Origin of the sequence: Sulfurospirillum arsenophilum NBRC 109478, assembly GCF_000813345.1 — a bacterium.
GTDB lineage: Bacteria > Campylobacterota > Campylobacteria > Campylobacterales > Sulfurospirillaceae > Sulfurospirillum > Sulfurospirillum arsenophilum.
Window position 1 is genome coordinate 106,084 of sequence record NZ_BBQF01000002.1, and the last position, 24,934, is coordinate 131,017.

Annotated in this window: 23 protein-coding genes; 11 read left to right on the forward strand and 12 right to left on the reverse strand. The window is 35.7% G+C overall.

The genetic code is table 11. The annotated features are described in order from the left end of the window. Positions 1–31 precede the first annotated feature (31 nt). The 3 genes from SAR02S_RS13425 to murJ are packed head-to-tail and all read right to left on the reverse strand — an operon-like array spanning position 32 to position 4,541. A complete protein-coding gene (locus tag SAR02S_RS13425) occupies positions 32–1,747 on the reverse strand; it encodes an ABC transporter ATP-binding protein (protein ID WP_041957506.1) in 1,716 nt (571 codons plus the stop codon). Further along, the gene (gene cysS / locus SAR02S_RS13430) at positions 1,748–3,145 is read right to left on the reverse strand and encodes a cysteine--tRNA ligase (protein ID WP_041957508.1); all 1,398 of its coding nucleotides are present in this window, start codon (positions 3,143–3,145) and stop codon (positions 1,748–1,750) included. Next, on the reverse strand, positions 3,132–4,541 hold the full coding sequence (gene murJ / locus SAR02S_RS04935) for a murein biosynthesis integral membrane protein MurJ (protein WP_041957509.1): 1,410 nt from the start codon (positions 4,539–4,541) through the stop codon (positions 3,132–3,134). Before murJ ends, cysS begins: the two co-directional genes overlap by 14 nt. A gap of 145 nt (positions 4,542–4,686) precedes the next feature. Between murJ and SAR02S_RS04940 the strand changes: the two genes are divergently transcribed. From SAR02S_RS04940 to SAR02S_RS04980, 9 genes are all read left to right on the forward strand, one after another. Continuing rightward, a complete protein-coding gene (locus SAR02S_RS04940; protein WP_052433536.1) occupies positions 4,687–6,618 on the forward strand; it encodes a flagellar assembly protein A in 1,932 nt (643 codons plus the stop codon). After that, positions 6,615–7,172, forward strand: a complete 558-nt coding sequence (gene ruvA, locus SAR02S_RS04945) for a Holliday junction branch migration protein RuvA (protein WP_041957511.1) — start codon at positions 6,615–6,617, stop codon at positions 7,170–7,172. Before SAR02S_RS04940 ends, ruvA begins: the two co-directional genes overlap by 4 nt. A 13-nt stretch (positions 7,173–7,185) precedes the next feature. Then, entirely contained in the window at positions 7,186–8,220 is a 1,035-nt protein-coding gene (locus tag SAR02S_RS04950) for a D-alanine--D-alanine ligase (RefSeq protein WP_041957512.1), read from the forward strand. Positions 8,221–8,273: 53 nt separating this feature from the next. Next, on the forward strand, positions 8,274–8,498 hold the full coding sequence (locus SAR02S_RS04955) for a type II toxin-antitoxin system Phd/YefM family antitoxin (RefSeq protein ID WP_041957513.1): 225 nt from the start codon (positions 8,274–8,276) through the stop codon (positions 8,496–8,498). Next, a complete protein-coding gene (estV, locus tag SAR02S_RS04960) occupies positions 8,491–9,210 on the forward strand; it encodes an EstV family lipase (RefSeq protein ID WP_041957514.1) in 720 nt (239 codons plus the stop codon). The genes SAR02S_RS04955 and estV overlap by 8 nt, the downstream gene beginning before the upstream one ends. After that, positions 9,207–9,476 (forward strand): acylphosphatase, encoded by a 270-nt coding sequence (locus SAR02S_RS04965; RefSeq protein ID WP_041957515.1) that lies wholly within the window; start codon positions 9,207–9,209, stop codon positions 9,474–9,476. The genes estV and SAR02S_RS04965 overlap by 4 nt, the downstream gene beginning before the upstream one ends. Positions 9,477–9,481: 5 nt before the next feature. Continuing rightward, positions 9,482–10,918 carry a Mur ligase family protein gene (locus tag SAR02S_RS04970; RefSeq protein WP_041957516.1) on the forward strand — a complete coding sequence of 479 codons (1,437 nt, stop codon included), beginning with the start codon at positions 9,482–9,484 and terminating at the stop codon, positions 10,916–10,918. A gap of 70 nt (positions 10,919–10,988) precedes the next feature. Next, positions 10,989–13,094 carry a phosphate acetyltransferase gene (gene pta / locus SAR02S_RS04975; RefSeq protein ID WP_041957517.1) on the forward strand — a complete coding sequence of 702 codons (2,106 nt, stop codon included), beginning with the start codon at positions 10,989–10,991 and terminating at the stop codon, positions 13,092–13,094. Continuing rightward, positions 13,095–14,309: an acetate/propionate family kinase gene (locus SAR02S_RS04980; protein WP_041957518.1), complete on the forward strand. Its 1,215-nt coding sequence runs from the start codon at positions 13,095–13,097 to the stop codon at positions 14,307–14,309. It begins immediately after the preceding gene. Positions 14,310–14,354: 45 nt separating this feature from the next. On the opposite strand, the gene SAR02S_RS04985 is transcribed toward SAR02S_RS04980, so the two are convergent. Continuing rightward, on the reverse strand, positions 14,355–14,801 hold the full coding sequence (locus SAR02S_RS04985; protein WP_041957519.1) for a GatB/YqeY domain-containing protein: 447 nt from the start codon (positions 14,799–14,801) through the stop codon (positions 14,355–14,357). 82 nt (positions 14,802–14,883) lie between these two features. Here SAR02S_RS04985 and flgH point away from each other — a divergent pair, with 82 nt between their 5' ends. Then, on the forward strand, positions 14,884–15,597 hold the full coding sequence (flgH, locus tag SAR02S_RS04990) for a flagellar basal body L-ring protein FlgH (protein ID WP_041957520.1): 714 nt from the start codon (positions 14,884–14,886) through the stop codon (positions 15,595–15,597). Positions 15,598–15,621: 24 nt separating this feature from the next. Continuing rightward, positions 15,622–16,065, forward strand: a complete 444-nt coding sequence (locus SAR02S_RS04995) for a hypothetical protein (RefSeq protein WP_041957521.1) — start codon at positions 15,622–15,624, stop codon at positions 16,063–16,065. A 38-nt stretch (positions 16,066–16,103) separates the two neighbouring features. Here SAR02S_RS04995 and SAR02S_RS05000 read toward each other — a convergent pair whose 3' ends face one another. The 8 genes from SAR02S_RS05000 to SAR02S_RS05035 form a co-directional block, all read right to left on the reverse strand. Further along, entirely contained in the window at positions 16,104–17,345 is a 1,242-nt protein-coding gene (locus SAR02S_RS05000) for a type II secretion system F family protein (RefSeq protein ID WP_041957523.1), read from the reverse strand. After that, positions 17,342–19,093, reverse strand: coding sequence for a GspE/PulE family protein (locus SAR02S_RS05005; RefSeq protein ID WP_041957525.1), 1,752 nt, complete (start codon positions 19,091–19,093; stop codon positions 17,342–17,344). The genes SAR02S_RS05000 and SAR02S_RS05005 overlap by 4 nt, the downstream gene beginning before the upstream one ends. Positions 19,094–19,157: 64 nt before the next feature. Next, entirely contained in the window at positions 19,158–20,006 is an 849-nt protein-coding gene (locus SAR02S_RS05010; protein ID WP_041957528.1) for a hypothetical protein, read from the reverse strand. Further along, a complete protein-coding gene (locus tag SAR02S_RS05015) occupies positions 19,999–20,808 on the reverse strand; it encodes an ATP-binding protein (RefSeq protein ID WP_041957529.1) in 810 nt (269 codons plus the stop codon). The genes SAR02S_RS05010 and SAR02S_RS05015 overlap by 8 nt, the downstream gene beginning before the upstream one ends. Beyond that, positions 20,801–22,345 (reverse strand): pilus (MSHA type) biogenesis protein MshL, encoded by a 1,545-nt coding sequence (gene mshL / locus SAR02S_RS05020; protein WP_232293994.1) that lies wholly within the window; start codon positions 22,343–22,345, stop codon positions 20,801–20,803. Before mshL ends, SAR02S_RS05015 begins: the two co-directional genes overlap by 8 nt. After that, complete coding sequence (locus tag SAR02S_RS05025) at positions 22,326–22,733, reverse strand: hypothetical protein (RefSeq protein ID WP_041958358.1); 408 nt, start codon at positions 22,731–22,733, stop codon at positions 22,326–22,328. Before SAR02S_RS05025 ends, mshL begins: the two co-directional genes overlap by 20 nt. 5 nt (positions 22,734–22,738) lie before the next feature. Continuing rightward, the gene (locus tag SAR02S_RS05030) at positions 22,739–23,386 is read right to left on the reverse strand and encodes a type 4a pilus biogenesis protein PilO (RefSeq protein WP_041957531.1); all 648 of its coding nucleotides are present in this window, start codon (positions 23,384–23,386) and stop codon (positions 22,739–22,741) included. Further along, positions 23,379–24,905, reverse strand: coding sequence for a hypothetical protein (locus tag SAR02S_RS05035; RefSeq protein WP_041957533.1), 1,527 nt, complete (start codon positions 24,903–24,905; stop codon positions 23,379–23,381). The genes SAR02S_RS05030 and SAR02S_RS05035 overlap by 8 nt, the downstream gene beginning before the upstream one ends. Between the last annotated feature and the right edge of the window lie 29 nt (positions 24,906–24,934).

Below are 24,934 nucleotides of genomic sequence, written 5' to 3' on the forward strand. Positions count from 1 at the left end.
AAGATAAAAGATGGTTGATTTTTAGGCTATTTTAGTGTTGCAAGCCTTTAAGATTAAGGTACTCTTGTGATGTTTTGAGTAACTCTTCATCACTCCCCATGGCACAAATTTTACCATGTTTCAAAAGTGCAATTTTGTCAGCTTTTTTGATAGTGCTAAGACGATGTGCAATCACAAAAGTAATTTTATCTTTGATGAGATTTTCTATGGCTTCGGTAATTTTTTGTTCACTTTGTGTATCCAAAGCGGATGTTGCTTCATCTAAAATAAGCACTTGAGGATTGGTATAAATAGCACGCGCTATAGCAATACGTTGTCTCTGACCCCCAGAAAGGTTTGTCCCAAACTCATCTAAGTGTGTATAAATACCCTCAGCGAGATTTTGAACAAACTCGTATGCATTTGCTTTTTGAAGCGCATCAATCACTTTTGTTTCATCAATTTCTTTGCCATACGCAACATTCGCTGCAATGCTATCGTGAAAGATATAAACACGTTGGGTTACCATGGCAATATTGTGGCGTAGATCGTGAAGATCGAATGTTTTTAGATCAATCCCATTGATGCAGATGCTCCCCGATGATGGGTCGTAAAAGCGCATCAGCATATTCATCAAAGAGCTTTTACCACCACCGCTATCGCCAATAAGTGCAATCATCTCGCCCGCTTTTGCTTCAAGGCTGACTTCGTTTAAAGCTTGTTTTTCGCCATAAGAGAGGGAAACACTGTTAAAAGAAATCGTATCAATTTTTGGTGGTAAAGACTCTGTTCCCACGGGAAGAGAAGATTGTTGATCCAGTAAAAAGAAAATACGCTCACTTGCAACTAAGGCATCTTGCATTCTATTGTAAAGCCCAGAAATTCTCTTAATGGGTGTATAAAGCATAAAAAGAGCTGTTAAAAAAGAGAAAAAGGCACCAACACTCATACCTCCTTCTATAACCTCTTTGCCACCCACTAAAATAACAACAGCAACACCGATAGAACCTAGTGTTTCCATAATAGGGCTGACAAGTTCATTGACTTTAACGGATTTCATTGTAAGTTTAAAAAAGCGCTCATTATCTTTTTGAAAAAGCCCATGTTCGTATTTTTGGGCATTATTGGCTTGTATGACTTCAATATTATTAAAAATTTCACTGAGTTTTGCCGTAATATCTGAAATTTTTTCCTGCGATTGGCGCGAGACTTTTTTCATTTTCTTTGAGAGAACACTGAGTGGATAGATGGCTAAAGGCATAACGATTAAAGCATAAAATGCAAGCTCAGGACTTTGATAAATAACAACACCAATGAGACCAAAAATAGTAAACGTTTCACGTAATAATTCAGGAATAAGATTGGAAACAACGGTACGTACACGTTCAACATCGTTGGTATTACGGCTAATAAGTTCACCTGTTCGGTATTCATGGAAAAAGGAGAGGTCAAGTTTTAAAAGATTTTCTAAAATATTTTCACGAAAACGCCTGATAATATCATGTCCGATATAAGCCGTGTAGTATGCTTGCATATACCGACCAGCCTCTTTGATCGCATAGACGGCAATAATTGCATAAGGTAAAAGCTGTAACATCTCTTTATCTTTTGCAATGAAAATTTCATCCAAAAGTGGTTTTACAAGGTAAGCAGAGTATGCCGTACCTCCGCTGGATAGTCCCATACCAATAATTGCCAAAATAAAATAAGGAATATAGTCTTTAAAAAAAGGTGAAAAACGTTTTAGAACATCTTTAATGCTGTACATTTAGTTTACCTTTTCCCATTGTGTTCCTGCTGCTGTATCCATGAGTTGAATGTTTTTGCTTTCCAAAAGGGTGCGAATTTCATCAGCTTTAGCAAAATCCTTGGCTTTTTTTGCTTCGCTGCGTTCTTCTATAAGTGATTCAATCTCTGTTTTCTCAGCCTCACTGACACCCATTTGAAAGTACATGTAAGGATTGTAGAGTCCTATGCCAAGCAGTGATTCTACCCAGATAAGATTTGCATGGGTAACTGCTTTAAAGGCTTTGTCTTTTGAGTTAGAATCGAGCATCTCATTGGCATACGAGATCATTTCATCAAGACTGGCAAGTGCTTTTGAAATATTAAGATCATCACTTAAAGCTTCTAACATTGCCTCTTTAAAGCTGACAGAAACTTCGCTTGGTGTTGTTTCAAAGACTCTTTTTTTCAGACGGTACAGTTTATCAAGACGTTTTTTGGTGTTTAACAAATCGTCTTCGGCAAAGTTGAAATTGGCACGATAATGTGTAGCAAGCAAATAAAAACGAAGCACTTCGCCACTGTAAATTGCAAGCGCGTCTTTTAAGAAGAAGCTATTGCCTAAGGATTTACTCATTTTCTCTCCGCTAATGGTGACAAAACCATTGTGCATCCAGTATTTGGCAAGCTCTTGATCGCTCTTGCATCTGGTTTGTGCTGCTTCATTTTCATGGTGAGGAAAGAGAAGATCTGCTCCACCTGCGTGAATATCAATCTGAAAATCGCCACTGCTTGCAAGATGCTTTTCAATCATCGCAGAACACTCAATGTGCCATCCTGGGCGTCCTACACCAAAAGGGGCAGGGTAACTTGGCTCATTGGCTTTAGAAAATTTCCAAAGTGCAAAATCTCTTTGATCTTTTTTCTCTTCTTTTTGCTCAACGCGTGACTGACTAGAATCTTCTTCAATGACTCGGTGACTTAAACAGAAGTATTTATCGTCTTTTGATGTATCAAAATAGATACCATCGCTGGTAGCATATGCAACCTTTTTGTTTAGCATTGCATCAATAAACGTGATGATCTCTGAAACAGTCTCCGTAGCCTTTGGTTCGATGTCTGCATCGTTTACATGTAAAGCATGCATTTCGTTTTTATAACGTTCAATGTAAAAGGAAGTAATCGCTTCAAGAGACTTCCCACTCTCTTTCATTTTGTTAATGATTTTATCGTCAATGTCTGTGAAGTTTTTCACAAAAGTTACCGTATAGCCTAGCGTTATAAAAACACGACGTAAAAGATCAAATGCAATAGCACTTCTAGCATGACCTAAATGCGCATCATCATAAACCGTTGGTCCACAGACATAAATTTTAACTTCGTTTTCTTTGATGGGAATAAACGGTACCTTCTTCTTTTGGACCGAATCATAAATAAACATGGATGAGTTCCTTTAACCAACTTAGTACAAACCATTCAATGAGAAGTACTAAAAGTAAAATAAGTGATTTTTTACTATACAGTATAGCGAAAAACGTTTTGAGCCCAAAAGAGCGTAGGGTAAAAAAGAGTAAAACATAAGCTGACAACGATCCAGCAAGGGCAAGGCCAGCCGCTCCCATAGGCTTAATTAGGGCAAATGAAAAGATAAGATTGGATGCGAGCGAATACATAGCAATCACGGCAGCTTCCTTTTGTCGCATTCCTGCATAAAGCCAGAGTGAAAAGAGTTTTGCAAGTCCAAAAGGGATTAGACCTATCATATACATCCCCAAAACCCATCCTGTTGTGAGGCTATCTTCGTGCGAAAATGAGCCATGTTCAAAGAGAAGTTTTACAATTTCATAGCTGAGCATATACCCGCCCATTGTCGATGTTGTGAGTAGAAAAGCCAAGACCCAAAAACCTTGTGCAAGAAGTTTTGATGCTTGTTCATCGTTATTGGCTTTCAGCAAACGCGTGATCTTTGGAAAAATCCCCGTAGTCAGGGCAATCGCAAAAAGTGCTAAAGGAAGTTGAAAAATGCGGTTTCCATAGTAAAGGTAACTAATACTTCCACTCACCAAAAAACTGGCCAGTGTTGTGTCCACAAAAGAGACAATTTGAGGGGTTGAGTTACCAATGATGGAGTGCCAAAAAGAGCGATTAAAGGTTTTGTTACTCTCTTCAAGCGCTGTATCTCTTTTATGTCGGTGCTTAAAGCCTAGCGCAAAAAGTTTCAAAAAATTATCTTTTTTCAGGGCAATGACATGTACTAAAACTTGAAGAAGACCACCTACTAAAACGCCATAACTGAGTGCATAAACGATTGTTTTTTTATCATAACCCTGAAATAAAAGCAGAGCGCCTATCATTCCTATATTCAGCAGTGCAGTGGAAAATGCTGAAACAGCGAAATGGTGTTTGTATTGAAGCAGTGAACCAAAAAGTGTTACACAAAAGATAAGAGGAAGATAATAAAAATTGATGGCAACAAAAGGAGCAGAGAGTGCAACCGTTTCCGCATCAAATCCAAAGGCAATGATTTTGGCGAAAAATTCGCTGAAAAGAGTCACAATGAGCGAAAATACAATTAAAAAGAGTAAAAAACGTATAAAAATGGTATAGGTAAAGAGTGCTTTGCGTGGCGTTTTGATGAAGCTTGGTATGAAACTTTGGGTAAAAGCACCTTCCGCAAAAATGCGGCGAAAAAGATTGGGAAATTTAAAGGCAACGAAGAAAATATCGCTGTAGATGTTAGCTCCCAAAATAGAAGCACTCAGCATATCACGAATAAAGCCAAAAATGCGCGAGACCAATGTCCCGATACTGTTTGTAAAAAATGATTTAATAAGCATTGAGTATTTTACCAAAATAACGTTTAAACAAAATTTTTATCTATATTTCGCTAAGATACGCCACCTACTATGTAACATATATGTAACTTTGGTCGATATACACACACGGGTTCAGAACTCACTTAAATCTATTTAGAGGTGCACATTGGGGCTATTTGACAAAATCAAGGGAAATAATACGGACGAGACAAAGCAAAGCGATGGTGGTACGTCTGAATTTAAATCCATCGTCATAGACACAACAAATGTCATCAAAGAACTTAAAAATGTAGCTGTTGCAAATCACCTTAAGCCAACGGATCTCGCATTTAAACTGCTTCGTACTACGACATATTACAGCGATGAAAAAAGTGAAAATAATGAGATGAATGAAGAGGAATTAAAGCTTCTTATGGATGATGGTTTTTTACTCAATCCAAATCTCAAATTAACACAACATTACCGTGTTGAAATCTATAAAATTGCAGCTCAAGAAGATGAACATACCCTTCTTCCGGACATCTCCCTTAGTGGCAATAAAAACCTCACCAAGATTATTGCAATGGTCGCCCAAAGCCATGATGTAAAGTATACTTCAAAACTTGAAGAAAAAATGATCGAAGATATTCAGATCAAAAAAATCAAAGCAGGTATTTTGGTTGGTATCCGTGATTTGAACATGTATAAAGAAGTCAAGAAAATTGTTGCAAATGTCCGAGTAAACGGTATTATCGATCAAAATTATACGTTTGTCGCATGCCAGGGTGTTGATGAAGTTCCTTCCATCAATGACGACCTTATTTTTCATTACAAAAAGAAAATTAATGCTAAAAGTACCGATGGTAAAGTGGATTACTCAAAGCGAGGATTCGTTTTAGCAGTGGATCAAGATGAATGTATTATTGAATACATCAAACCACAACTCGGTACACCTGGAAGAAATTGTCGAGGTGCATTTTTAACCGTTAAAGAGCCTCGAAAAACCAATGATGCACCAATACTTATTACGGCTAATTTAACCAAAAAAGAGAGTGAAACGAGTATCAAATACATTGCCAATCGTGGTGGCTATGTTAATTTTGAAAAAGGCACGTATGATATTCAAGAACAGATGGAAATTAATGAAATTAGCTTTAGATCCACAGGTTCTATTGATGCCAGTTTAGGCTCTAATATCAAGATCAACATTAAAGAAAAAGATATACTCAAAGATGCCATAGGTGCAGGAATGAGTGTTGAAACGACTGAAGTGCATGTTCAAGGTAATATCGGCAGTGGTGCTAAAATTAAAGCAAAAATTGCTGATATTGGTGGACAAACGCATCAAACTGCCTATATCGAAGCCGATAAAATTATTATAGCAGTACATCGTGGTGAAGCCAATGGTATTGATGTGGAGATTGACCGTTTAGAAGGTGGTAAAGTCATCGGTGATACCGTGCATGTTAAGCAGATGATTGGTGGTGAGATTATCGCTAAGATTGTCAAAATAGACAGCCTTATGTCCAATGCCAAAATTACAGCATCTGAAATTTTAGAAGTGACGGAACTTAAGGGAACGAATAATAAATTTATTATTGATCCTAGTGTCACTAAAGAATTTAACGAAATGATTGATTCTATTAACAAAAAAATCGAAAAGCTCGAAGAAGAGCTCAAAGCATATCCACGACAATTAAGTGCTAAAAAAGAGTTTATTGATAAAAATAAACCGATGGCAGAAATGGTCAAAGATAAAATTATGGAACTCAAGCGTTCAGGTGTTGAGCCTCCAGTGACACTTTTTGCGAAGATTAAAGATTTTCAAGAAAAAGTAATTGATTACAACAATTTTTTACAAACGTTTAAAGATAAGAAAGAAGAGTTGCATGAGTATCGTGAAGAGCTTAACAAAGTTCAAAATAAAGTATTCACCGCTAAAATCATCAATCATTCTGCATGGAAAGAGTTCAATGAAATACGTTTTAGACTCATTTATCCACCGAAAGATGTGACGTATAACCCAAAAGAGCATGAAATAGCACGTGAAATTACGCTCAAAGATATGGGCAATGGAGAGCAAAGAATTATGCGCTCAACGGAGTATAATAGCAAATGATAGTTGGAATTGAAGGAAAAGTTGTCAAAAAAGAGGTGACATTTGTCTATATCAAAACAACCTCGGGATTAACCTATAAAGTTTTTGTTTCATTATCCTGTATTGGAAAGATTAGTACGGATGTGATTTCTTTACACGTAACGCAAATTATCAGAGAAGATCAGCATAGTTTGTATGGTTTTATCGATGAGAATGAAAAAAAAGTCTTTGATACGCTTATTAAACTTAATGGCATTGGTCCTTCAACGGCACTTGCCGTCTGCTCAACACTGAGTCCGGATGATTTTGCACAAGCCCTAGTGAGTCAAAATGTTCAAGCTTTTCAAAAGGTTCCAGGAATTGGTCCTAAGAGTGCAAAACGTATTTTGATCGAGCTTAGTGATTTTTCATTGCAATTGCACAGTGACGATGCATCCTCTGGAAGTATTTTTGAAGCATCGCTTGCCCTTGAAAGCCTTGGGTTTAAAAAAGAGATGATTAAAAAAGCACTGAGCACATGTCAAGGTGGAGATACCCAAACACTTATCAAAGAAGCTCTTAGAAAGCTTAGTTAAACAAAGGAAGAAGATGACTATAGCCGTTTTATTTGGCGCCCAAAGTTTTGAACATGAGATTAGCGTGGTGAGTGCCATTGCTCTAAAAAAAGTCCTCAAAAGTGACATTGTTTATATTTTTTGTGATTATGAACGTAATTTTTATTTGATTCCAACGGACAAAATTACTTCAAAACGTTTTAGCAGTGGTGAGTATAAGAAAGATAAATTGCTTTACCTTAAACAAGGTGGCTTTTACGCTAAAAAAATGTTGGGTGAAGAGAAAGTTAATTTTGATGTAATGATTAACCTTGTGCATGGACAAGATGGCGAAGACGGAAAGTTAAGCTCAATGCTGGACTTTTTTGGTGTTCCTTATATTGGACCGCGCATGGAAGGAAGTTGTATCAGTTACAATAAACTTTTTACAAAGCTTTATGCCAAAGAAGTTGGAGTCAATGTTTTAGACTATCAAGCACTTCGAAAGGGAAGTACCGAAGCCATTCGTATTGCTTATCCTTTCATTGTAAAACCTTTACGTCTTGGAAGCTCTATTGGTATTGGTATTGTAAAAGAAGAGAAAGAACTCGCTTATGCGCTTGATGTTGCTTTTGAATTTGATGATACTGTACTTATTGAACCATTCATCAGCGGTGTCAAAGAGTACAACCTCGCGGGTTGTAAAACCGATATTTTTCATTTCTCCATTATAGAAGAACCACAAAAAGAGGAATTTTTAGACTTTGATAAAAAGTATTTAGATTTTTCCCGCACCAAAAGAGTCAATGAAGCCACTCTTGATGCCAAAGCCGAAGAGGGTATTCGTGACGCTTTTATGAAGCTCTATGATCCACTCTTTTTAGGAGCACTTATTCGTTGTGATTTCTTTGTGGTTGATGGTAAGACCTATCTTAATGAAATCAATCCTATTCCTGGCAGTATGGCAAATTATCTCTTTGATGACTTTGATAGCATCATAAAGCTACTGGCACAATGGTTACCTAAAAGTATCACTATGAGTAAAGAGTACCGCTATATCAACTCTATTCAAGCAGCTAAAGGGAAGTAAAAGTCTTGTTTATGTAAGATATTACATAAAATTTTGCACAAAGGCTCTTCTCGATGACCTATGCTAAGAACGAGATAATGACTGCAACAGACATGGTACGCAACTTTAGCTCCGTGTTAGGAAGCCTTACTAAAGGCGAGAATAAACGTGTTGTCATCGTGAAAAATAACCGCTTTGAAGCGGTTATGATCACCGTGGATGAATACGAAAAAATGAGTGAAGCTGTTCAAATTTTGGAGAGAATCTACGCTAGCACGAAAAAGAAGAGTGATGGCTAAGAAAGAGATTTTATTCCAAAATAGCACCTATGCCCTTTCATACGAGCTACTTAATCAAAACCAACCTCAAACGATTCTTTTTTTGCATGGATGGGGAAGTAATAAAGAGATTATGAAGCAAGCGTTTGGAAAGATATTTCCTTCGTATCAGCACCTTTACCTCGACCTTCCTGGTTTTGGACACTCTTCCATCAATGGTGTTATTGATACGGCAACCTATGTTCAGATTGTTCAAGCGTTTTTAGATGCTTTACATGTAAAGCCTGCAATGATTTTTGGTCACTCTTATGGTGGAAAAGTTGCAACACTTCTCAAGCCAGAAATGCTTGTCTTACTCTCCAGTGCTGGCATTGTCGCACCAAAATCATTGAAAGTACGAACAAAAATTGCTCTTTTTAAGATGCTTAAACCATTTTTCCCCAAAAGTTTTTACCGCTTTTTTGCAACCAAAGATGTGGATGGTATGAGTCAAACCATGTATGAAGTCTTAAAATGTGTGGTAAATGAAGACCTCAGCGAAGCGTTTCTTACATGTAAAGCCAAAACGTTTATTTTCTGGGGTAAAGAAGATAGGGCAACACCACTTAAAAGTGGAGAAAAAATACATGCTTTAATACAAGGAAGTCATTTTTATCCACAAGAAGGAGATCACTTTTTCTTTTTAAAACAAGCAAAAATAGTTGAAAAAACGCTTTTGGAGTCTGGATTTTGAATACATACACGTTAAATGTAAGAGGTCGCGTACAAGGCGTTAATTACCGCCGTTTTGTTGTTGAAATGGCAACGGCTTTGGGATATGTTGGTTATGTTAAAAACTTGACTGATGGTAGTGTTGAAGTCGTAATCAATGCAACGTATGAAGAAGATTTGGAGTTTTTTATTAGTAAACTTTACGATGGATCCATGTTTTCTGACGTCCATGATGTTACATGTAAAAAGATCGATAAATTAATCTTTGATGATTTTGAAAAGAGATAGGAAGCATGGATCAAATAATCACAACGGTATTTCACCTCAGTTTTATTTTAGGTATTGGTTTTTATTTTATCACGGCAATGCAGTGGTATAGCTACAGAGTTGAACGTATTGTATTTCACTATAATCGTTACGACTGGCACCTTTACTTCTTTGGATTACCTTTACTGGGTTACTATTTTTTAGAGGGCTTGCTGCTTTATGGTTTTGTCGTACTCTTTTTAGGTTTGCTTTTTGTGTGGCAGAAAAAAATGGACAAAAAGCTTGTCTGGACAAGCAGAGTCAAACGCTTTTTTCTTTTTTTAGGCTTAGTAACACTGTTTCAAGATGTTCTGTGTGGGCTATTTACATCGTGTCACAAACTAGGCGTTATTATCCCTCTTGTAATTGCTCAGCTTATGAGTATGATCTATGAGAAGATGCTTTTTGTGAGCTTTAAAAAAGAGGCACAAAAGAAGTTACTAGCAAACAGTACACTTAAAGTTGTCGCGATTACCGCAAGTTATGGTAAAACCAGCATTAAAAATTTTCTAGCGCAAATCCTTGCTACAAAACTCAATGTTTATAAAACACCTCGTAGTGTGAATACACTTGGTGGCATTATTAAAGATATTAACGAGTCTTTACCTTCAACATGTGATGTGTATATTGTGGAAGCAGGTGCGCGTGCACGTGGAGATATCGATGACATTACACGCTTAGTCAATCCCCATATTGCAGTAGTTGGGTGCATTGGTGAGCAACACATTGAGTATTTTAAAACACTTGAGAACATTCGCAATACAAAGATGGAGATTATTAATTCTTCGAGGCTTGAAAAAGCCTTTGTGTATGAAAGTGCCACCATTAAAGGGACTGAAACGATTGTCTCTTTTGGTGCAGAGCTGAGCGATATTGAAGCAAACTTGAATGGGCTTTCTTTTTCAATGATGTTAGATGGTGTTAAAGAACACTTTACATGTAAACTTTTGGGTGATTTTAATGCCATTAATATCGCGGCTGCAGTTCATGTGGCACGCACACTTGGTCTTACTATTGATGAGATTAAAACAGCAGTAGCCAATTTGCAAGGCGTAGAACATCGTCTGCAAAAGATCGAAGCGGGTGGTAAGCTCATTATCGACGATAGCTTTAATGGCAATTTAGAGGGCATGCTCAGCTCCTATGAACTGGTGGGTAAACATCAAGGACGTAAAGTCATCATAACTCCAGGTATTGTCGAAAGTACGGAAGAGGCAAATACCACACTTGCCAAAAAAATTGATGATGTTTTTGATCTCGTGATCATTACAAGTAAAGCCAATGTCAAAATTTTAGATTTACATGTAAAAAAAGCACAAAAAATTATTCTTTCGGATAAATCAAAACTCCAAGAAACGTTAGCAGCGCAGACAAATGTGGGAGATGTGATACTTTTCTCCAACGATGCACCAAGTTTTATCTAAAAAATTTATTTTATTATACGAATGTTATACGATCTAAAGTATGATAAGCGATAAATTTAAAAGGAGTGAGATGAAAACGAAAAGTTTGTATATCTCATCGCTAGCGCCAGCAGCGGGCAGTTTGGTTGTTGCGATGGGTATTATGGAGCTATTAAAAGGGCGTCTTGGTAAAGTAGCTTTTTTTCGTCCTGTCATTTTAGATGGTGATGAAGTCGACAAAGATATTGATTTCATGTTAGAGCATTATGCACTCGGTATGGACTATAAAGATATGTACGGTTATACTGTGCACGAAGTTGAAAGCTATATTGCTGAAAACAGATACAACCATATTTTAGAAAATCTCATCGATAAACTCAAAATACTAGAGAGCCAGTACGATTTTGTCCTCATTGAAGGGCTTAATCAGTCAAATTTTTCACAAACACTTGACTTTGATATCAATCTTTCTATCGCTAAAAATCTTAGTAGCCCTTTTATTAGTGTGCTAAAAGGTAAGCAAAAAAGTGTCAAAGAAGTTTTGGATGAAATCCATATTGAAGCTGAAGCCATTAAGGGTGCAGGCTGTCAACACTTTGCGACGTTTGTCAATCGTTTAGGCGAAGCTGAATCTGAAGAACTTAAAGAGCTTAATCGCAAAAATCCAATTCAAAAATCCCCTGTCTATTTTTTACCTGAAGTTCCAGAACTCGATACGCCAACAGTAGCCGAGATCAAAAAGAAATTGGGCTGTATGCACATCTATGGGGAAGAAAAAGATCTTAGACGCGTTGTGAAGCAAAGTAAAATTGCGGCAATGAAGCTGGATAATTTTTTAGAGTACATTGAAGATGGCGACTTGGTCATAACTTCAGGAGATAGATCTGATATTATCGTTGGATGCCTTAGTACCGTGTTCTCCACCAATTATCCGAACATCTCTGGTATTTTACTTACCGCTGGTATGATGCCTCATAAATCCATTAATAAACTCATAGCAGGATTTAAAGACCTTTCCATTCCTATTTTAAGTGTGGATAACGGAACATTTGATACTGCTGTTAATGTCGCAAAAGTTCCAGCGACCATCACTCCTCAAAGTGTACGAAAAATTGCGTTAGCGATGGGTATATTTTCATCCAATGTCAATATTGATGAGATAGAAAAATCTATTAATGCTGAACCTTCAACAAGTTCTATTACCCCAATTATGTTTGAATATGCCTTGTTTGAACGCGCACGAAGAGATCGTAAAAAAATCGTACTTCCTGAGAGCAATGATGAGCGCATACTTCGTGCAACAGAGATTTTATTGCGTCGCGATGTTGCTGATATTATTCTTTTAGGTGTTGAAGAAGAAGTTCGCCAAAAAAGTGCAAGTCTTGGACTTGATATAAGCAAAGCTACCATCATTGATCCTTTAACATCACCCCTTATGGAAGAGTTTGTAAACTCTTTCTATGAAATGCGTAAAGCCAAAGGTCTGGCGTTAGACGTAGCACGCGATAGTATGATGATGAAAAACTATTTTGGTACCATGATGGTCTATCTAGGTTATGCCGATGGTATGGTTTCAGGTGCCATTCATACCACGCAAGAGACGATTCGTCCAGCACTTCAGATTATCAAAACTAAGCCAGGTATTTCTATTGTTTCAAGTCTCTTTTTTATGTGCTTAGATACGAGAGTTTTAGTCTATGGTGACTGTGCCGTTAATCAAGACCCTAATGCGGAAGAGCTTGCGCAAATTGCCATTTCATCAGCCGACACCGCTAAAATATTTGGTATTGAACCAAAGATTGCGATGCTTTCTTATTCTACAGGAGATTCCGGAAAAGGTGAAGAGGTTGAAAAAGTACGTCTGGCAACAAAAATTGTGAAAGAGACTCGCCCAGACCTTATGGTTGAAGGACCTATCCAATACGACGCTGCGATTGATCCAAGTGTTGCTAAAACGAAGTTACCAAACAGTAAGGTTGCCGGTGAAGCGACTATCTTTATTTTCCCTGATTTAAATACGGGAAATAACACCTATAAAGCAGTTCAAAGAAGTTCGGGTGCAGTGGCAATTGGTCCTGTTCTTCAAGGACTTAGAAAACCAGTCAATGACCTAAGTAGAGGTTGTTTAGTTCCTGATATTGTCAATACCGTAGCCATAACAGCCATTCAAGCACAAACCAACGATGGAGCAAAATAAGTGAAAATTTTAGTCTTAAATGCGGGCAGTTCTTCTGTTAAATATCAATTGTTTAATATGACCAATAATGCTGTTTTAGCCAGTGGTATCATAGAGCAAATTGGTGAAAAAGAGTCAATGGCTAAAATTAAATACAAAGATGCGGAGAATGTGGAGCACAAAAGAGAGCAAAAATGTTCTATCCAAGACCACGATGCCGCGTTACAATGGATGAGCGAAGCCTTGATTCAATCAGGTGTTATCCATGATCTTAATGAGCTTGATGGAATAGGGCATCGTGTTGTTCAAGGCGGTGCTTCATTTCAAGAACCAGCGATGGTCAATGAGTATGTTATGTCTGAGATTGAGCGTTTGATTCCTCTTGGACCATTGCACAATCCTGGGCATTTAGCTGGCATGAAAGTCTCTGTGCACCAAAGTCCTAATGTTCCTCAAGTTGCTGTCTTTGATACGGCTTTTCATTCAACATTGCCAAAACATGCTTACATGTATGCCATTCCTTACAAATACTATGAAGATTTACGCATTCGCCGTTATGGATTTCATGGAACATCACATTATTATGTTATGAAAGAGGCTGCAAAATATCTTGGTCAAGAGGTGAACACACTCAATGCCATTACACTTCATTTAGGCAATGGCGCTAGTGTTGCAGCCATTGAAAATGGTAAAAGTGTGGATACCTCGATGGGATTAACACCACTTGAAGGGTTAATCATGGGAACACGCAGTGGTGACCTTGATCCTGCTATTCTTTTTTACCTTGCACGTAAACGTGGACTTACCTTGGATGAGCTTGATAAAATGCTCAATAAAGAGAGTGGGCTCAAAGGGATTTGTGGCAATAATGATATGCGTGAGATTACGCACATGGCAGAAGAGGGCGATGAGAGAGCACATCTTGCCCGCGATATGTTTAATTACCGTTTGAAAAAATATATTGGCTCTTACAGTGCAGTACTTGGACGGGTTGATTGTATTGTTTTTACCGGTGGTATTGGTGAAAATGATAGTGGAGTACGTCTAAAATCATGTGAGAATTTAGAAAATTTGGGTATTAAAATTGACCCAGTACTGAATGAAATGCGATCAAGTGAGATTATGCAGATTAGTACGCCTGATAGCAAAGTAAAAGTTTTAGTGATTCCAACCAATGAAGAGCTTGAAATTGCTATTGAAACATTAGAAATGATTGAAGCGCATCACGCAAAGTAATATGTGTTTACATGTAGAGATTTTCTCTACATGTAAAACTTTTATTTAGGCTAAAAGCTCTTTTGCAATGGCATTGATTCTTTTGCCATCAGCGACGCCCTCGCACTCTGCAAGTACACCTGCCATAATCTTACCAATTTCTTTAAGGGTTGTAGCATTTGATAATTGGATGTGTTTTTGTACAATGATTGTGAGTTCTTCATCACTAAGCTGTTGTGGTAAATAAGACTTTAAAATAGTCGCTTCAGCTACTTCTTTATCGTATAAGTCCATTCTGTGTGCTTCTTTAAAAGCGGAAGCTGCATCATCACGTTGTTTGAGTGATTTTTGGATAATTTTAATAATGTCTGCATCACTCAGTTCTTTGCGCTCATCGACTTCAATTTGTTTAAGTGCGCTCATCAAAAAACGGATAGCATCACGTTTAAAATTATCTTTGCTTTTCATTGCTTCCTTCAGGTCATCTTGAAGTTTTGCTTTGAGTTGTGACATCTTTTTTCCTTGGAAACTTAATTTGCTTTAGAGGGGTCTATTTTATAGTATAATGGTAAAAAATAGAATAAAATGGAGTTGTATGAGAGTTTTTGCATGTAGCTTTGTAGCAGCTTTGGTATTAGTAGGCTGTTCCGTACATCCAGCCGATCCAAAGATAAGCATGAAAGCACCTGTTTATGTCGATGAAACACCGTCAAAAGTCAATGAAACAATGCCTCCTAATCCTGGTAGTCTTTTTGGGCAAGGAGACAACCCTTTATTTGCCGATCTTAAAGCGATGCATCTTAATGATGTTGTAACTGTTACTATTACCGAAAAGACGGCACAATCATCAACAGGTAAGAAAGCTCTCACAAAAAACAACACAAGCAATTTAAATGCAGGTATTATTGCAGGAGTTCCTTTTGGTGGTGCTGTAGGTAATGTAGCAGGGCAAATTGCGGAAAAATCAGCTAAAATTGGTTTTGATGCAGGTTCAGATAGTTCTTTTACGGGTAATGGTAGTAATACTCGCAATGAAACATTTAGTACGACTATTTCAGCGCGAATTATTAAAATTTTAAATAATGGGCACTATTTTATTGAAGGAAGTCGTGAGCTTCTTATCAATGGTGAGAAACAGATTATTCAAGTGAGTGGTGTAATCCGTCCTTATGACATTGATAAAAATAATAATATCGACTCAAAATACATTGCTGATGCAAAGATTCTTTACAAAACAGAAGGCGATATTGATCAAACAACTACGAAGCCATGGGGTTCCAAATTTATGGAAACCATTTGGCCATTTTAATGCATTTATTACAAAGGATATTGATTGGAAAGTACTAACCCACCTAAGTTTATCGAAAGAGACAAAATTTTTAAAGCAAAAGATATTATCGTAGCACTTAAATATTTTGGTGTCAGCTTTGATAAACTAAAAACAAATACGCCAAACCGTGCTCGTGCGATCGTCATTGGTTATAAAGCATGGAGACTTGGACTTAATGAGACACAATTGCGTTCTGTGATTGAGCGAAAAATTGATGATAAAGAGATTATTGATATCTTAGAATATAAAGAGAAAAAAAGTATTCGTAGTTGGAGCATTTACACGAAAGTGAAAGAGGATGACTATAGAATTAAAGTCGAACGTTTATGGTGTAAAAAACTAGGTGCTTTGTGCTTGATTTCAAACATTGGGCAAAAAGAACTTATTGCACTCTCTTTGGAGAAATTTAAAGACGAATTAGATTGTACTATTCCTAAAGAGTTTTAAATTTGCTTTGCCTTACATGTAAGGCAAAGTTTTACTTCTTATGATTTAACTGCTTTTGCCATATCCCACATGGGCATAAAGATACCAAGTGCCATTAAAAGAACCATTCCTGCGATAAATCCTAGTAAAATAGGTTCAATATAACTGGCAATATTATCAATAATCTGGTTGAAACGTGACTTGAGATAGTTTGTAACTTTTTCTAGCATTTTATAAAGCATACCGCTTTGCTCACCTGCTTGGATCATTTGAATGAGCATTCCTTCAAATAGTCCAGTATCTCGAAACGCTTCGGTTAGCGAAACACCTCTTTGCACGGAGATTTTGACAGCAGAAAGCTTTTGTTTTAAAAAAGTGTTTTCAAGCGTTAAAATAGCAGTATCTAATGCATCGGCAATTGGGATACCTGCACGAATTAGTTCTGTAAAAACAAGGCAAAAGCGGCTCAGCGTTGCATACAAAATAATATCGCCAATGAGATAGAGTTTGAGGATATACTGATCATAATGTTTTTTGAATTCTTCATTGTTACTCAGTAAATATTTAATTAAAATAATCGTGCCAATAATAGCGACAAGAAGATAAAGTCCATAATTATTAATAAGATTTTCCATAAAAAGAAGAATCTTTGTCGGTAAAGGAAGCTCTGCTTTTAGTTTGCTAAAGATATCTTTGAATTTTGGGACGACATAAATCATTAAAATAGAAAATGCAATGGCAATTGCAATAACAACCGTGATAGGATATCGTAATGCTTTTTTGAATTTTTGTCTATTCTCTTCAATTTCTTCTAGAATTTCGGCCAATTTTTCTAAAGACTCTGCCATATTACCCGTACTCTCACCAAGTTCAACAAGAGCAATGGTAACATCGCCTACTTCTTCACGATAAGGCATCAAGGCTTGTGTGAGGCTAAGTCCAGAGTTAAGATCATCATTGATGCTATTAAAAATATTTTTGAGTGATTTATCGACAGTAGCATTCATTACCTCTTTGATACTATCATGAATGGATATACCCGCATTGGTCATAACGCTGAGTTGCCTAAAGGCCGCAATAAGGCTTGTGATTTTAATTTTTTTACGAAAAATTCTTCCAAACAGTTTGACTCTGAGTTCATTCAGTTGCTCTTCAAGCGGTATTGAAGTCTCTTTAACGGTGAGGATAATGCCTGGGATTTTTACTTTTGCAATGGCAATAGCATCTCTACGATTAGGTGATTTAATGATTGTTTTTGTTTTTTGACCTTTAGCGAGGTAATTTACTTCAAAATATTTCACCCTTTTGCTACCCTTGCAATTTCATCTAATGAGGTAATGCCATTGGCAGCACGGATAATTCCATCGTGATACATATCAACAAAACCTTCTTGAATGGCTTGTTCTTTAATATCACTTTTAGAGGCACCTTGGGCAATCATACTTGAAATTTTCTCACTTATAGGCAAAATTTCAGAGATCATCTCTCTTCCTAAATAACCTGTTTGAGAGCATTTTTCGCAACCATTGTTTTTGTAAAATTGATAATTTTCAGGTAACATCGCTTTGATTTCATCGTATGCCGTTTTGGGTAATGTATAAGTGGTTTTACAATGAGGGCAGAGTTTTCGCACCAGTCTTTGAGCTTCGATCGCAATGAGTGATCCACTAATTAAATAAGGCTCAATACCCATATCAACAATTCGTGTTACAGCACTGAGCGCATCATTTGTGTGAAGTGTTGTAAAGACTAAATGCCCTGTGAGTGCTGCTTGAACAGCAATTTTCAATGTTTCTGTGTCACGTACCTCACCGATCATAATGATATCGGGATCTTGTCTTAAAATGGATCGAAGGGCTGATGCAAACGTGAGATTGGCTTTTTCATTGACTTGTACTTGTTGTGTTAAATTGAGTTGGTACTCTACAGGGTCTTCAACGGTAATAATTTTACTTTGTACACTCTTAATAGCATTGAGAGCTGCATAAAGCGTTGTCGTTTTACCGCTTCCTGTTGGGCCTGTAACGAAGATAATACCATAAGGTGTTCGCATGGCTTGTGAAAATTTAGCATAAGTTTCTGGCTGCATTCCTAAATCTTCAATCTTAATCATCACTTTAGATTTATCTAAAACACGAATCACAATGGATTCCCCATTAATGGTAGGAAGAGCTGAAATCCTAAAATCATATTCTTTGCCAAGGATGGAAGCTGAAAAACGACCATCTTGAGGTTTACGCTTTTCGGCAATGTCCATGTTTGAGAGTAACTTCATACGTGAAGAAAGCGGAGGATAAATGTCTTTATCAAAAATAAATGTTTCCGTGAGCATACCGTCTATGCGGCTACGCACAATACAGTTATTTTCCGTTGGCTCGATATGAATATCACTTGCACGGGCTAAGATGGACGTTTTGAGAAGAATTTCAATCAGTTTAAAAATGCTAGAAGACTCTTGTGGATTATCAAGTGCACTGGATGTAATTTCTTTGCGAATATCACTTACAAGCCCTTTAATACTTTCGCTGAGTTCCATTTTGACAAGATATTTATCGATCTGGGAAGGTTCCGCAATAATAACTTTGAGAAGTTTTCGTGGAAAGATTCTTTGAACGCCCTCTTGTGCATTCATGTCGAGTGGATCTCTGAGCGCTACAAATACATTAATTTCATCTTCTTTGATTGGTAATGCTTTGTACTTTTTGAGCTGAAGAAACGGAAGTTTAGAAGAGAGTCGATAGTCTATATCAACAGAGTCTAAATCCATATATTTGTAGTTAAGATTTTTTGCAAGTGCTTGTAAAAATGTTTCATTATTGATTGCAAAATTTGTATTAATATCTTCTAATTTCAAATGATTTTTTTTAAAAAAGTCAATGATTAAAATAAGAAGATCATCTTTATTGATGATATTTTTTTTTAAAAGAATTTCACCCAATATGTGATGGCTACTCTCTTTTAGCTCTTCTTTAATTTCAGTAGCACTCTTTTCATCAATAATTTGTTTTTGAATCAGATAAGATAAGAGAGTTGTTACGCTATTATTCATGGTTTACCACTGTGTATGGATTTTATTTATTATATCATTGCTCAGTATAAAAAATAAAACCTGTTTAATCAATGCTTTCTCCACTCATAATTTGAGTTAGTAGATTTTGAGCTACTTTTGATTTATTGTTTTTCAAATAAGCTTCTAGTGCCGAAATTGCATCTTGTTTTTGTCCCAGTTTCAATTTGGATTTTGCAAATAAAATCCAGCTTTTTTCATTATCTGCATCAATTGTATTTGCGATGATGGACCATTTATTACTATCTTGATAATTTTTTGATATATAGTATTCTTCTGCCAGCATTAATGCAAAAATGATATTATGTGATTTCTCAAATCTCTCTTTGAGGTATTTAATAGAGTTTACTTCTTGTGTTTCGATTTTAATAACACCTTTGGACTTCTGCTCTTCAAGTAGAGGAGGTGGCAATAACGATGTATCAATTTTATCTTCTTTAGTACGATAAAAGCTCTCTTCATCATTTTTACTTGTTTTCCGTATTAAAACTCTGTTTTCAAGTTCTTCTTCTTGGGTACTAACTTTTACTTGGCTCTGCGTTGGTTCTGGTAAATAAGAATCTTTTTGCTCAAGACTTTTTTTCCCAATGAGCGGAAGTTGCAATAGGAGTGTCTCATCAGTCACATTTTGTTCTTTTAGTGGTACATATGTCGATACGATTGTGTTAGGTGTAGTTGAGAGGTTGTTTTCTATTGGACTAGTACCATTTTGCATTGCAGGCACAGATGTATTTTCTTTTGAAGTTACAGAATGCAGTGACGTAGCATAGAAAATAAATCCAATAATAGAGAGTAAAAAAAATAATGCACTCAAAATAAAATAGGGTAAATATTTTTTGAGTCGATACTTAAAAACTTTTTTTTCCAGTTCAAGAATCTCTAATGTACTAAGCATGGAGCATTCCTAAACTAATACCAGCCATCTCAAAATATTTTACATGTAAAGCATTTGTTTTGACTAAAGAGGGGTTGTGCTCATCGTAATATTCTAAAATTTCAAAAAGTTTGTACATCAATTTATTGATTGTCCGCAGATTTCCATTCGTAAGTTTGGCAATCAATGTGTAATGTTTATCTTTAAAAAGATTGAGGTATCCAAAATGATTATGGAATAAAAGTTTTTTTTCTATATAAGTTTTAATCTCACTCTTTGAAGCTGTATCTATCTCAATGGTCTCCCAAATACGTGTTTGGAAATAATCTTTAGCAAGAAGATCTTCTTGTTCCGTTTTATGCACTGTAAATAAAAATTTAAGTAGTCGTGAATCTGCCATAAGGCGAATTTTTTCAATGAGGTCCGTTGGATAAAGCTGTGCCTCATCAATTAAGACAGGAATAGCTTCTTTGGAAGATGTAATATGTTTTTCAAGTAAAACTAAAAATTCGTTGTAATGCGAAAATTCAGGAGCGCACTCTTCAAAGATGTTTTCGTATAAGGTTTGAAGAAAGATTTTTTCTTCAAAAAAAGGCCTTGGAAAAAAAATGATACGTTTTTTTCCTTTCTGGTCATTATAAATTTTCTGAAGTAGAAACGTTTTTCCAGTTCCTGGCTTGCCATAAAACAGAATTAATTTCAATGGTTTGTCTAACGCATTGACAAGTTTGTTATACATTGTTGTTGATTTATCTAGGCTAATATAATCAAATACTTCACCATCAATAAAAATGTTTTTGAGATCGCTATAATGATTATTCATTGATTTTTTGACTATACCCAAGGTCTTTAAGGGTTGTTTTGTTTATACCTTTTGAGCCGATGATTCGAGGGGTAATGACAAAGACCAATTCTCTATTTTCAATCGTATCGGATGAGTGCTTAAAGGCTTCACCAAGGTAGGGAATACTGCTTAAAAGTGGGACACTACTATCTTGTTTTCCTTTATTAGAATCGATAAGTCCACCGAGAATAATAGTACTTCCATCTTTAACTTTCACCACAGTCGAGAGTTTTTTCTCTTGTGTATCAGGTGCCATGACTCTTTCATTCCCAGCCGTTCTTTGTGCATTGTCTGCCGAGTATTTAAAACTACTCACAGAAGGGTTGATACGCAATATAATTTCATTCTCTTCTGAAATCTCAGGAGTAATGTTGAGAAGCACCCCTATAAAAATGGAATAATTGGTATAGGTTGTTGTGAGCGTTGTATTGGTGGTTGCTGCAGTATTCGTCGTATTTTGTGCAACGCGATAATTAATGTTGTCTCCAATGGTAATGAGCGCTTGCTGATTGTTCATGGTCAATACTTTTGGGCTAGAGATGACTTTGGTTTCTCCTGAAGAATTGAGAAAATCAATTACGCCTGAAACAGAAAAGACCGCATCATTAACAACGGTAAGATTATTAATATTTTTTTGTATCGTTGTGTCATAAAGAGAACTGGTCGTTGTATCGGTTGAATAGGTTGTGTTATGGGCTTGACCTTGGTTGCTGTTATTAAAAATAGTACTGCTTTTAAATCCTAGTGAAAATTTACTCCAATCAACACCTGTGTTATTGCTACTGCTAAGGAGCACTGAAATAATCGAGACATCAATTAAGACTTGCCTATGAAGTCTATCTTGGAGTAGGTCAATATACTCAGAAACACGATCAAGTTGTTTTTTAGTTGCGGTAACGGTAATCATACCCGCATTGGCATTGATAATAGGAGGTGCCGCAACATAAGCTTCAGATCCTGTGTTAAGAACTGAAGTTAACTCTGTTGAGATTGTTTTCCAAAAGTCAAATGACTCATTTGAAGAAATAGTATTTTGACTTTGTGCAGTAGTGTTTTTAGAAGAAGTTCCTCCACTTGTTGCATCTGTTGGTGTTGCATCGACAGATGCATTGATAACAGCTTTACCTTCTCTGATAGAAGAGATGTAGTCTAGTTTGAATGATTTGCTACCCAGTGCAGAAATCTTTAAAAAACTTTTATTGTAGGTGTAAAAAAGGTCATTGTCGTGAATAATATTTTGAAAGACTTCATCCAGTGAAAGATTTTTAATGTTAATGCCATTTAAATTTTTTGCCAGTGCTTTTTCGGCTTCGCTATCTTTAATAACAATACTAAAGTTACACACTTCCGCTAATTCCGCTAGTAACTCTGCTCCAGTTGCTTTATTATTGGTTTTAATATTAAAGGTACGGTAGTCACATCCTGTAGTTTTTTCCGCTGCCAAAAGAGACAATGGAGAAAGTATGATACTGAAAAGTGTAAGAAAAATGATAAATTTATTTGGAAAATATTTCAATATTACTCCTGTCTTTTGTCTTGATAAAAAGTTCTTTTTGTTCAATTTCATTTGTAAGTATGACGCTTTTTTGGGTTATTTTTGTAATCTTAAACGATTCAATTGTTTCATTGATCCAATACCATTTACCATTAATTTTAACTTTTCGATCTACGATTGCTTCAAGAGAGTATTCGGGTTCTTGTACGGGTATATTGACATCACTACTGTTTGGCTCAGAACTTTGAACGACAAAAGGGTTGCTTATTTCATTAATGTTTTTAACATCAACACCTACTCTTTTATTTGCAATTTTTGAAAAAATCTGGTCATACTCTTTCACTTCTTGCTCTAAAGATATTCCTTCTTTTGCAATAGCCAATACTGCCAGAAATAGAATACATATCATAGTTTTCAATATTTCATTCCCCAAACACTAATTGTAAATTGGCCTTCAATATTTTTTTTACCAGTCCAACTGAACTCAGAAATATCAACGACAAGTTCACTCTCTTCTATGGCATTCATAAACTTCATAATGTTAGTAAAAGAACCACTAAAATAAACTTTAAGTATAAGGATTTGTTCTATTTTTTGCATACTGGGTTCATTTATTTTATTATCAATCACTTTAATAGTAACAGAATATTTTTGTGCATAGTCTGTAATAGAATGAAGAAAATCTGCCCAATTTTTTTCGTTAAATAATAAATAAGAGAGCTCTTTGAGTTTATTATCAATGTACGTATTGATATAAAGAGTTTTTTCCAAACGAAGCTTTGAATTTTCAATCTCAGAGTTCATTTTTTTAATGAAAAAAGTAGCATCACTCTCCCTCGAAATAGACTCCAAGTACACTTGTTCCTCACGAAGTTTTTTTTCAATTTCTTTCGTATTTCTAAGCGTTTGACTAAGTGTTCTGTCTGTTATAGGAAAGAGAAAACTGTAAAACAAAAATCCAATAAGCACAAAAACCATCGTAAAAATAAGATACGTTTCGCTGGTTTTTTTATTTTGAAAGAAAAGATCGATTTTTTCTAATAAATCATCAATACTATTCATTTATTAAGCCAATAGTGATTTTACTCGTATAGAGTTGTATTTTATCGTCCTGAAGAATTTTATCTGTGTTGATTTTGTACTTATTAAGTGCAGATAAGTCTTGTATGAATTCTGTAATTTTTTTTTCATTTTTATTACGTACAAAAACATCAAGTTGATTTTTTTTGAAATCAATCTCTTCGATTTTGCAATCATTCTTATTGGATAAAGAGAAAATTTCAAGTAGCATAGATGTTTTCATCGTATACGAGATTTTTTTATTATAAATTTCTACGAGTAATTTTTTTCGAAATTCAAACTTTGTTGTTTCACTGGCAATCAGTCCATCAATCTTCTCTTTTTCAGTTTTGAGTAAGGCTAGATCTTGTCTCATCCCAGATGTCTTTGCAAACAGTTCATTATACGTATTGGTATAGTGTGATGTTTGAAAATGTAAAAAAGAGTTATAACAAAATTGATAAGTAGGATAAATAAGGCTTATGCCAATACTTGCGGCGATTACACCTAAAAATTTCCCTGAAGCTCTGTATTTAAGAGGAGGGGGTCTTTTAAAGATTGAAAAATTGAGATGATCATCAGGATTTTCAATATACAGTTGAGCACTAAGCATCATGAGAAGATGCATCTGATCCATGTTTTCTTTTGATGATGCGGTTGAAGTACTAAAATCAAATTTAGATGTCTCAATATCAAGATGATTTTTAGTAAATTCTAAAATATCACCAAAAGACCCAATCTCAGAACCAATATAGATTTTATCAATATAATCAATGTTGTAAGAACGTTTTGTAAAGACTAATATTTCACTAATATACAGATAAATATCATTAAAAAGTTGTAATAAATTTTCTTGATATTGGCTATGTGTCGCTTTTAACCCTTCTTGCATCAATAATGTATAAAAACTTTCCTCATCCATTCGCTCACCGAGGAGTTCACAAAATTTTTCATTCATTTCGTGAAGAGAGTAATGTAATGATTTTGAATAAATATATTCGCCATTTTTATAGACAGCTAAAAAAGCATCGGACTTTTGAAAATAGACAAAACAATGTGTTTCGTCTATGCTAAGAAAATTTTTACGATATAAAGCTTTAATGAGAAAAGGTGCAGTCGTTATATAATCAATGTAGTGTATTTTTTCTTTAATAGGTAAAAATTTGGCTTGCAGTAACGTGGTATCAATAAGAAAAATATTAAAAGATCTATTATTGATATCCTTAGATTCTGTCTCAATATAATTGATAATATATTCTATAGAAGAATCAAGTGCCAATTCATCATAAATTTTTATCTCAATAGCATCTTTAATATCGCTGTCTTGAATATTGTGGTTGATATCAATGGTACTGCTAATAACATCCCGTGTTTGTAGATAGGAGATACTAAAAGCATTTTTGTGCTTTTGCTCTAATGGACAAAGTGTGCTATTTCGAAATGAGTGCGTATATGAAATTTGCGAAAAGGGATCGATAGAAACAATTTCTGCGCTAAAATTCTTAGTTTCACTAGCGAGCATTATTTTTTAATCCTTTGCACTAACTAAAT

Excerpts from the sequence above, each read along its gene's own strand:
- estV (WP_041957514.1), top strand. The coding sequence starts at position 8,491 with ATGGCTAAGAAAGAGATTTTATTCCAAAATAGCACCTATGCCCTTTCA.
- flgH (WP_041957520.1), top strand. The coding sequence starts at position 14,884 with ATGAGAGTTTTTGCATGTAGCTTTGTAGCAGCTTTGGTATTAGTAGGC.
- SAR02S_RS13425 (WP_041957506.1), bottom strand. The coding sequence starts at position 1,747 with ATGTACAGCATTAAAGATGTTCTAAAACGTTTTTCACCTTTTTTTAAA.
- ruvA (WP_041957511.1), top strand. The coding sequence starts at position 6,615 with ATGATAGTTGGAATTGAAGGAAAAGTTGTCAAAAAAGAGGTGACATTT.
- SAR02S_RS05005 (WP_041957525.1), bottom strand. The coding sequence starts at position 19,093 with ATGAATAATAGCGTAACAACTCTCTTATCTTATCTGATTCAAAAACAA.
- SAR02S_RS04955 (WP_041957513.1), top strand. The coding sequence starts at position 8,274 with ATGACCTATGCTAAGAACGAGATAATGACTGCAACAGACATGGTACGC.
- SAR02S_RS05010 (WP_041957528.1), bottom strand. The coding sequence starts at position 20,006 with ATGCTTAGTACATTAGAGATTCTTGAACTGGAAAAAAAAGTTTTTAAG.
- SAR02S_RS04950 (WP_041957512.1), top strand. The coding sequence starts at position 7,186 with ATGACTATAGCCGTTTTATTTGGCGCCCAAAGTTTTGAACATGAGATT.
- SAR02S_RS05030 (WP_041957531.1), bottom strand. The coding sequence starts at position 23,386 with ATGAATAGTATTGATGATTTATTAGAAAAAATCGATCTTTTCTTTCAA.
- SAR02S_RS05035 (WP_041957533.1), bottom strand. The coding sequence starts at position 24,905 with ATGCTCGCTAGTGAAACTAAGAATTTTAGCGCAGAAATTGTTTCTATC.
- SAR02S_RS05025 (WP_041958358.1), bottom strand. The coding sequence starts at position 22,733 with ATGATATGTATTCTATTTCTGGCAGTATTGGCTATTGCAAAAGAAGGA.
- SAR02S_RS04970 (WP_041957516.1), top strand. The coding sequence starts at position 9,482 with ATGGATCAAATAATCACAACGGTATTTCACCTCAGTTTTATTTTAGGT.
- SAR02S_RS04985 (WP_041957519.1), bottom strand. The coding sequence starts at position 14,801 with ATGTCACAACTCAAAGCAAAACTTCAAGATGACCTGAAGGAAGCAATG.
- SAR02S_RS05015 (WP_041957529.1), bottom strand. The coding sequence starts at position 20,808 with ATGAATAATCATTATAGCGATCTCAAAAACATTTTTATTGATGGTGAA.
- cysS (WP_041957508.1), bottom strand. The coding sequence starts at position 3,145 with ATGTTTATTTATGATTCGGTCCAAAAGAAGAAGGTACCGTTTATTCCC.
- murJ (WP_041957509.1), bottom strand. The coding sequence starts at position 4,541 with ATGCTTATTAAATCATTTTTTACAAACAGTATCGGGACATTGGTCTCG.
- pta (WP_041957517.1), top strand. The coding sequence starts at position 10,989 with ATGAAAACGAAAAGTTTGTATATCTCATCGCTAGCGCCAGCAGCGGGC.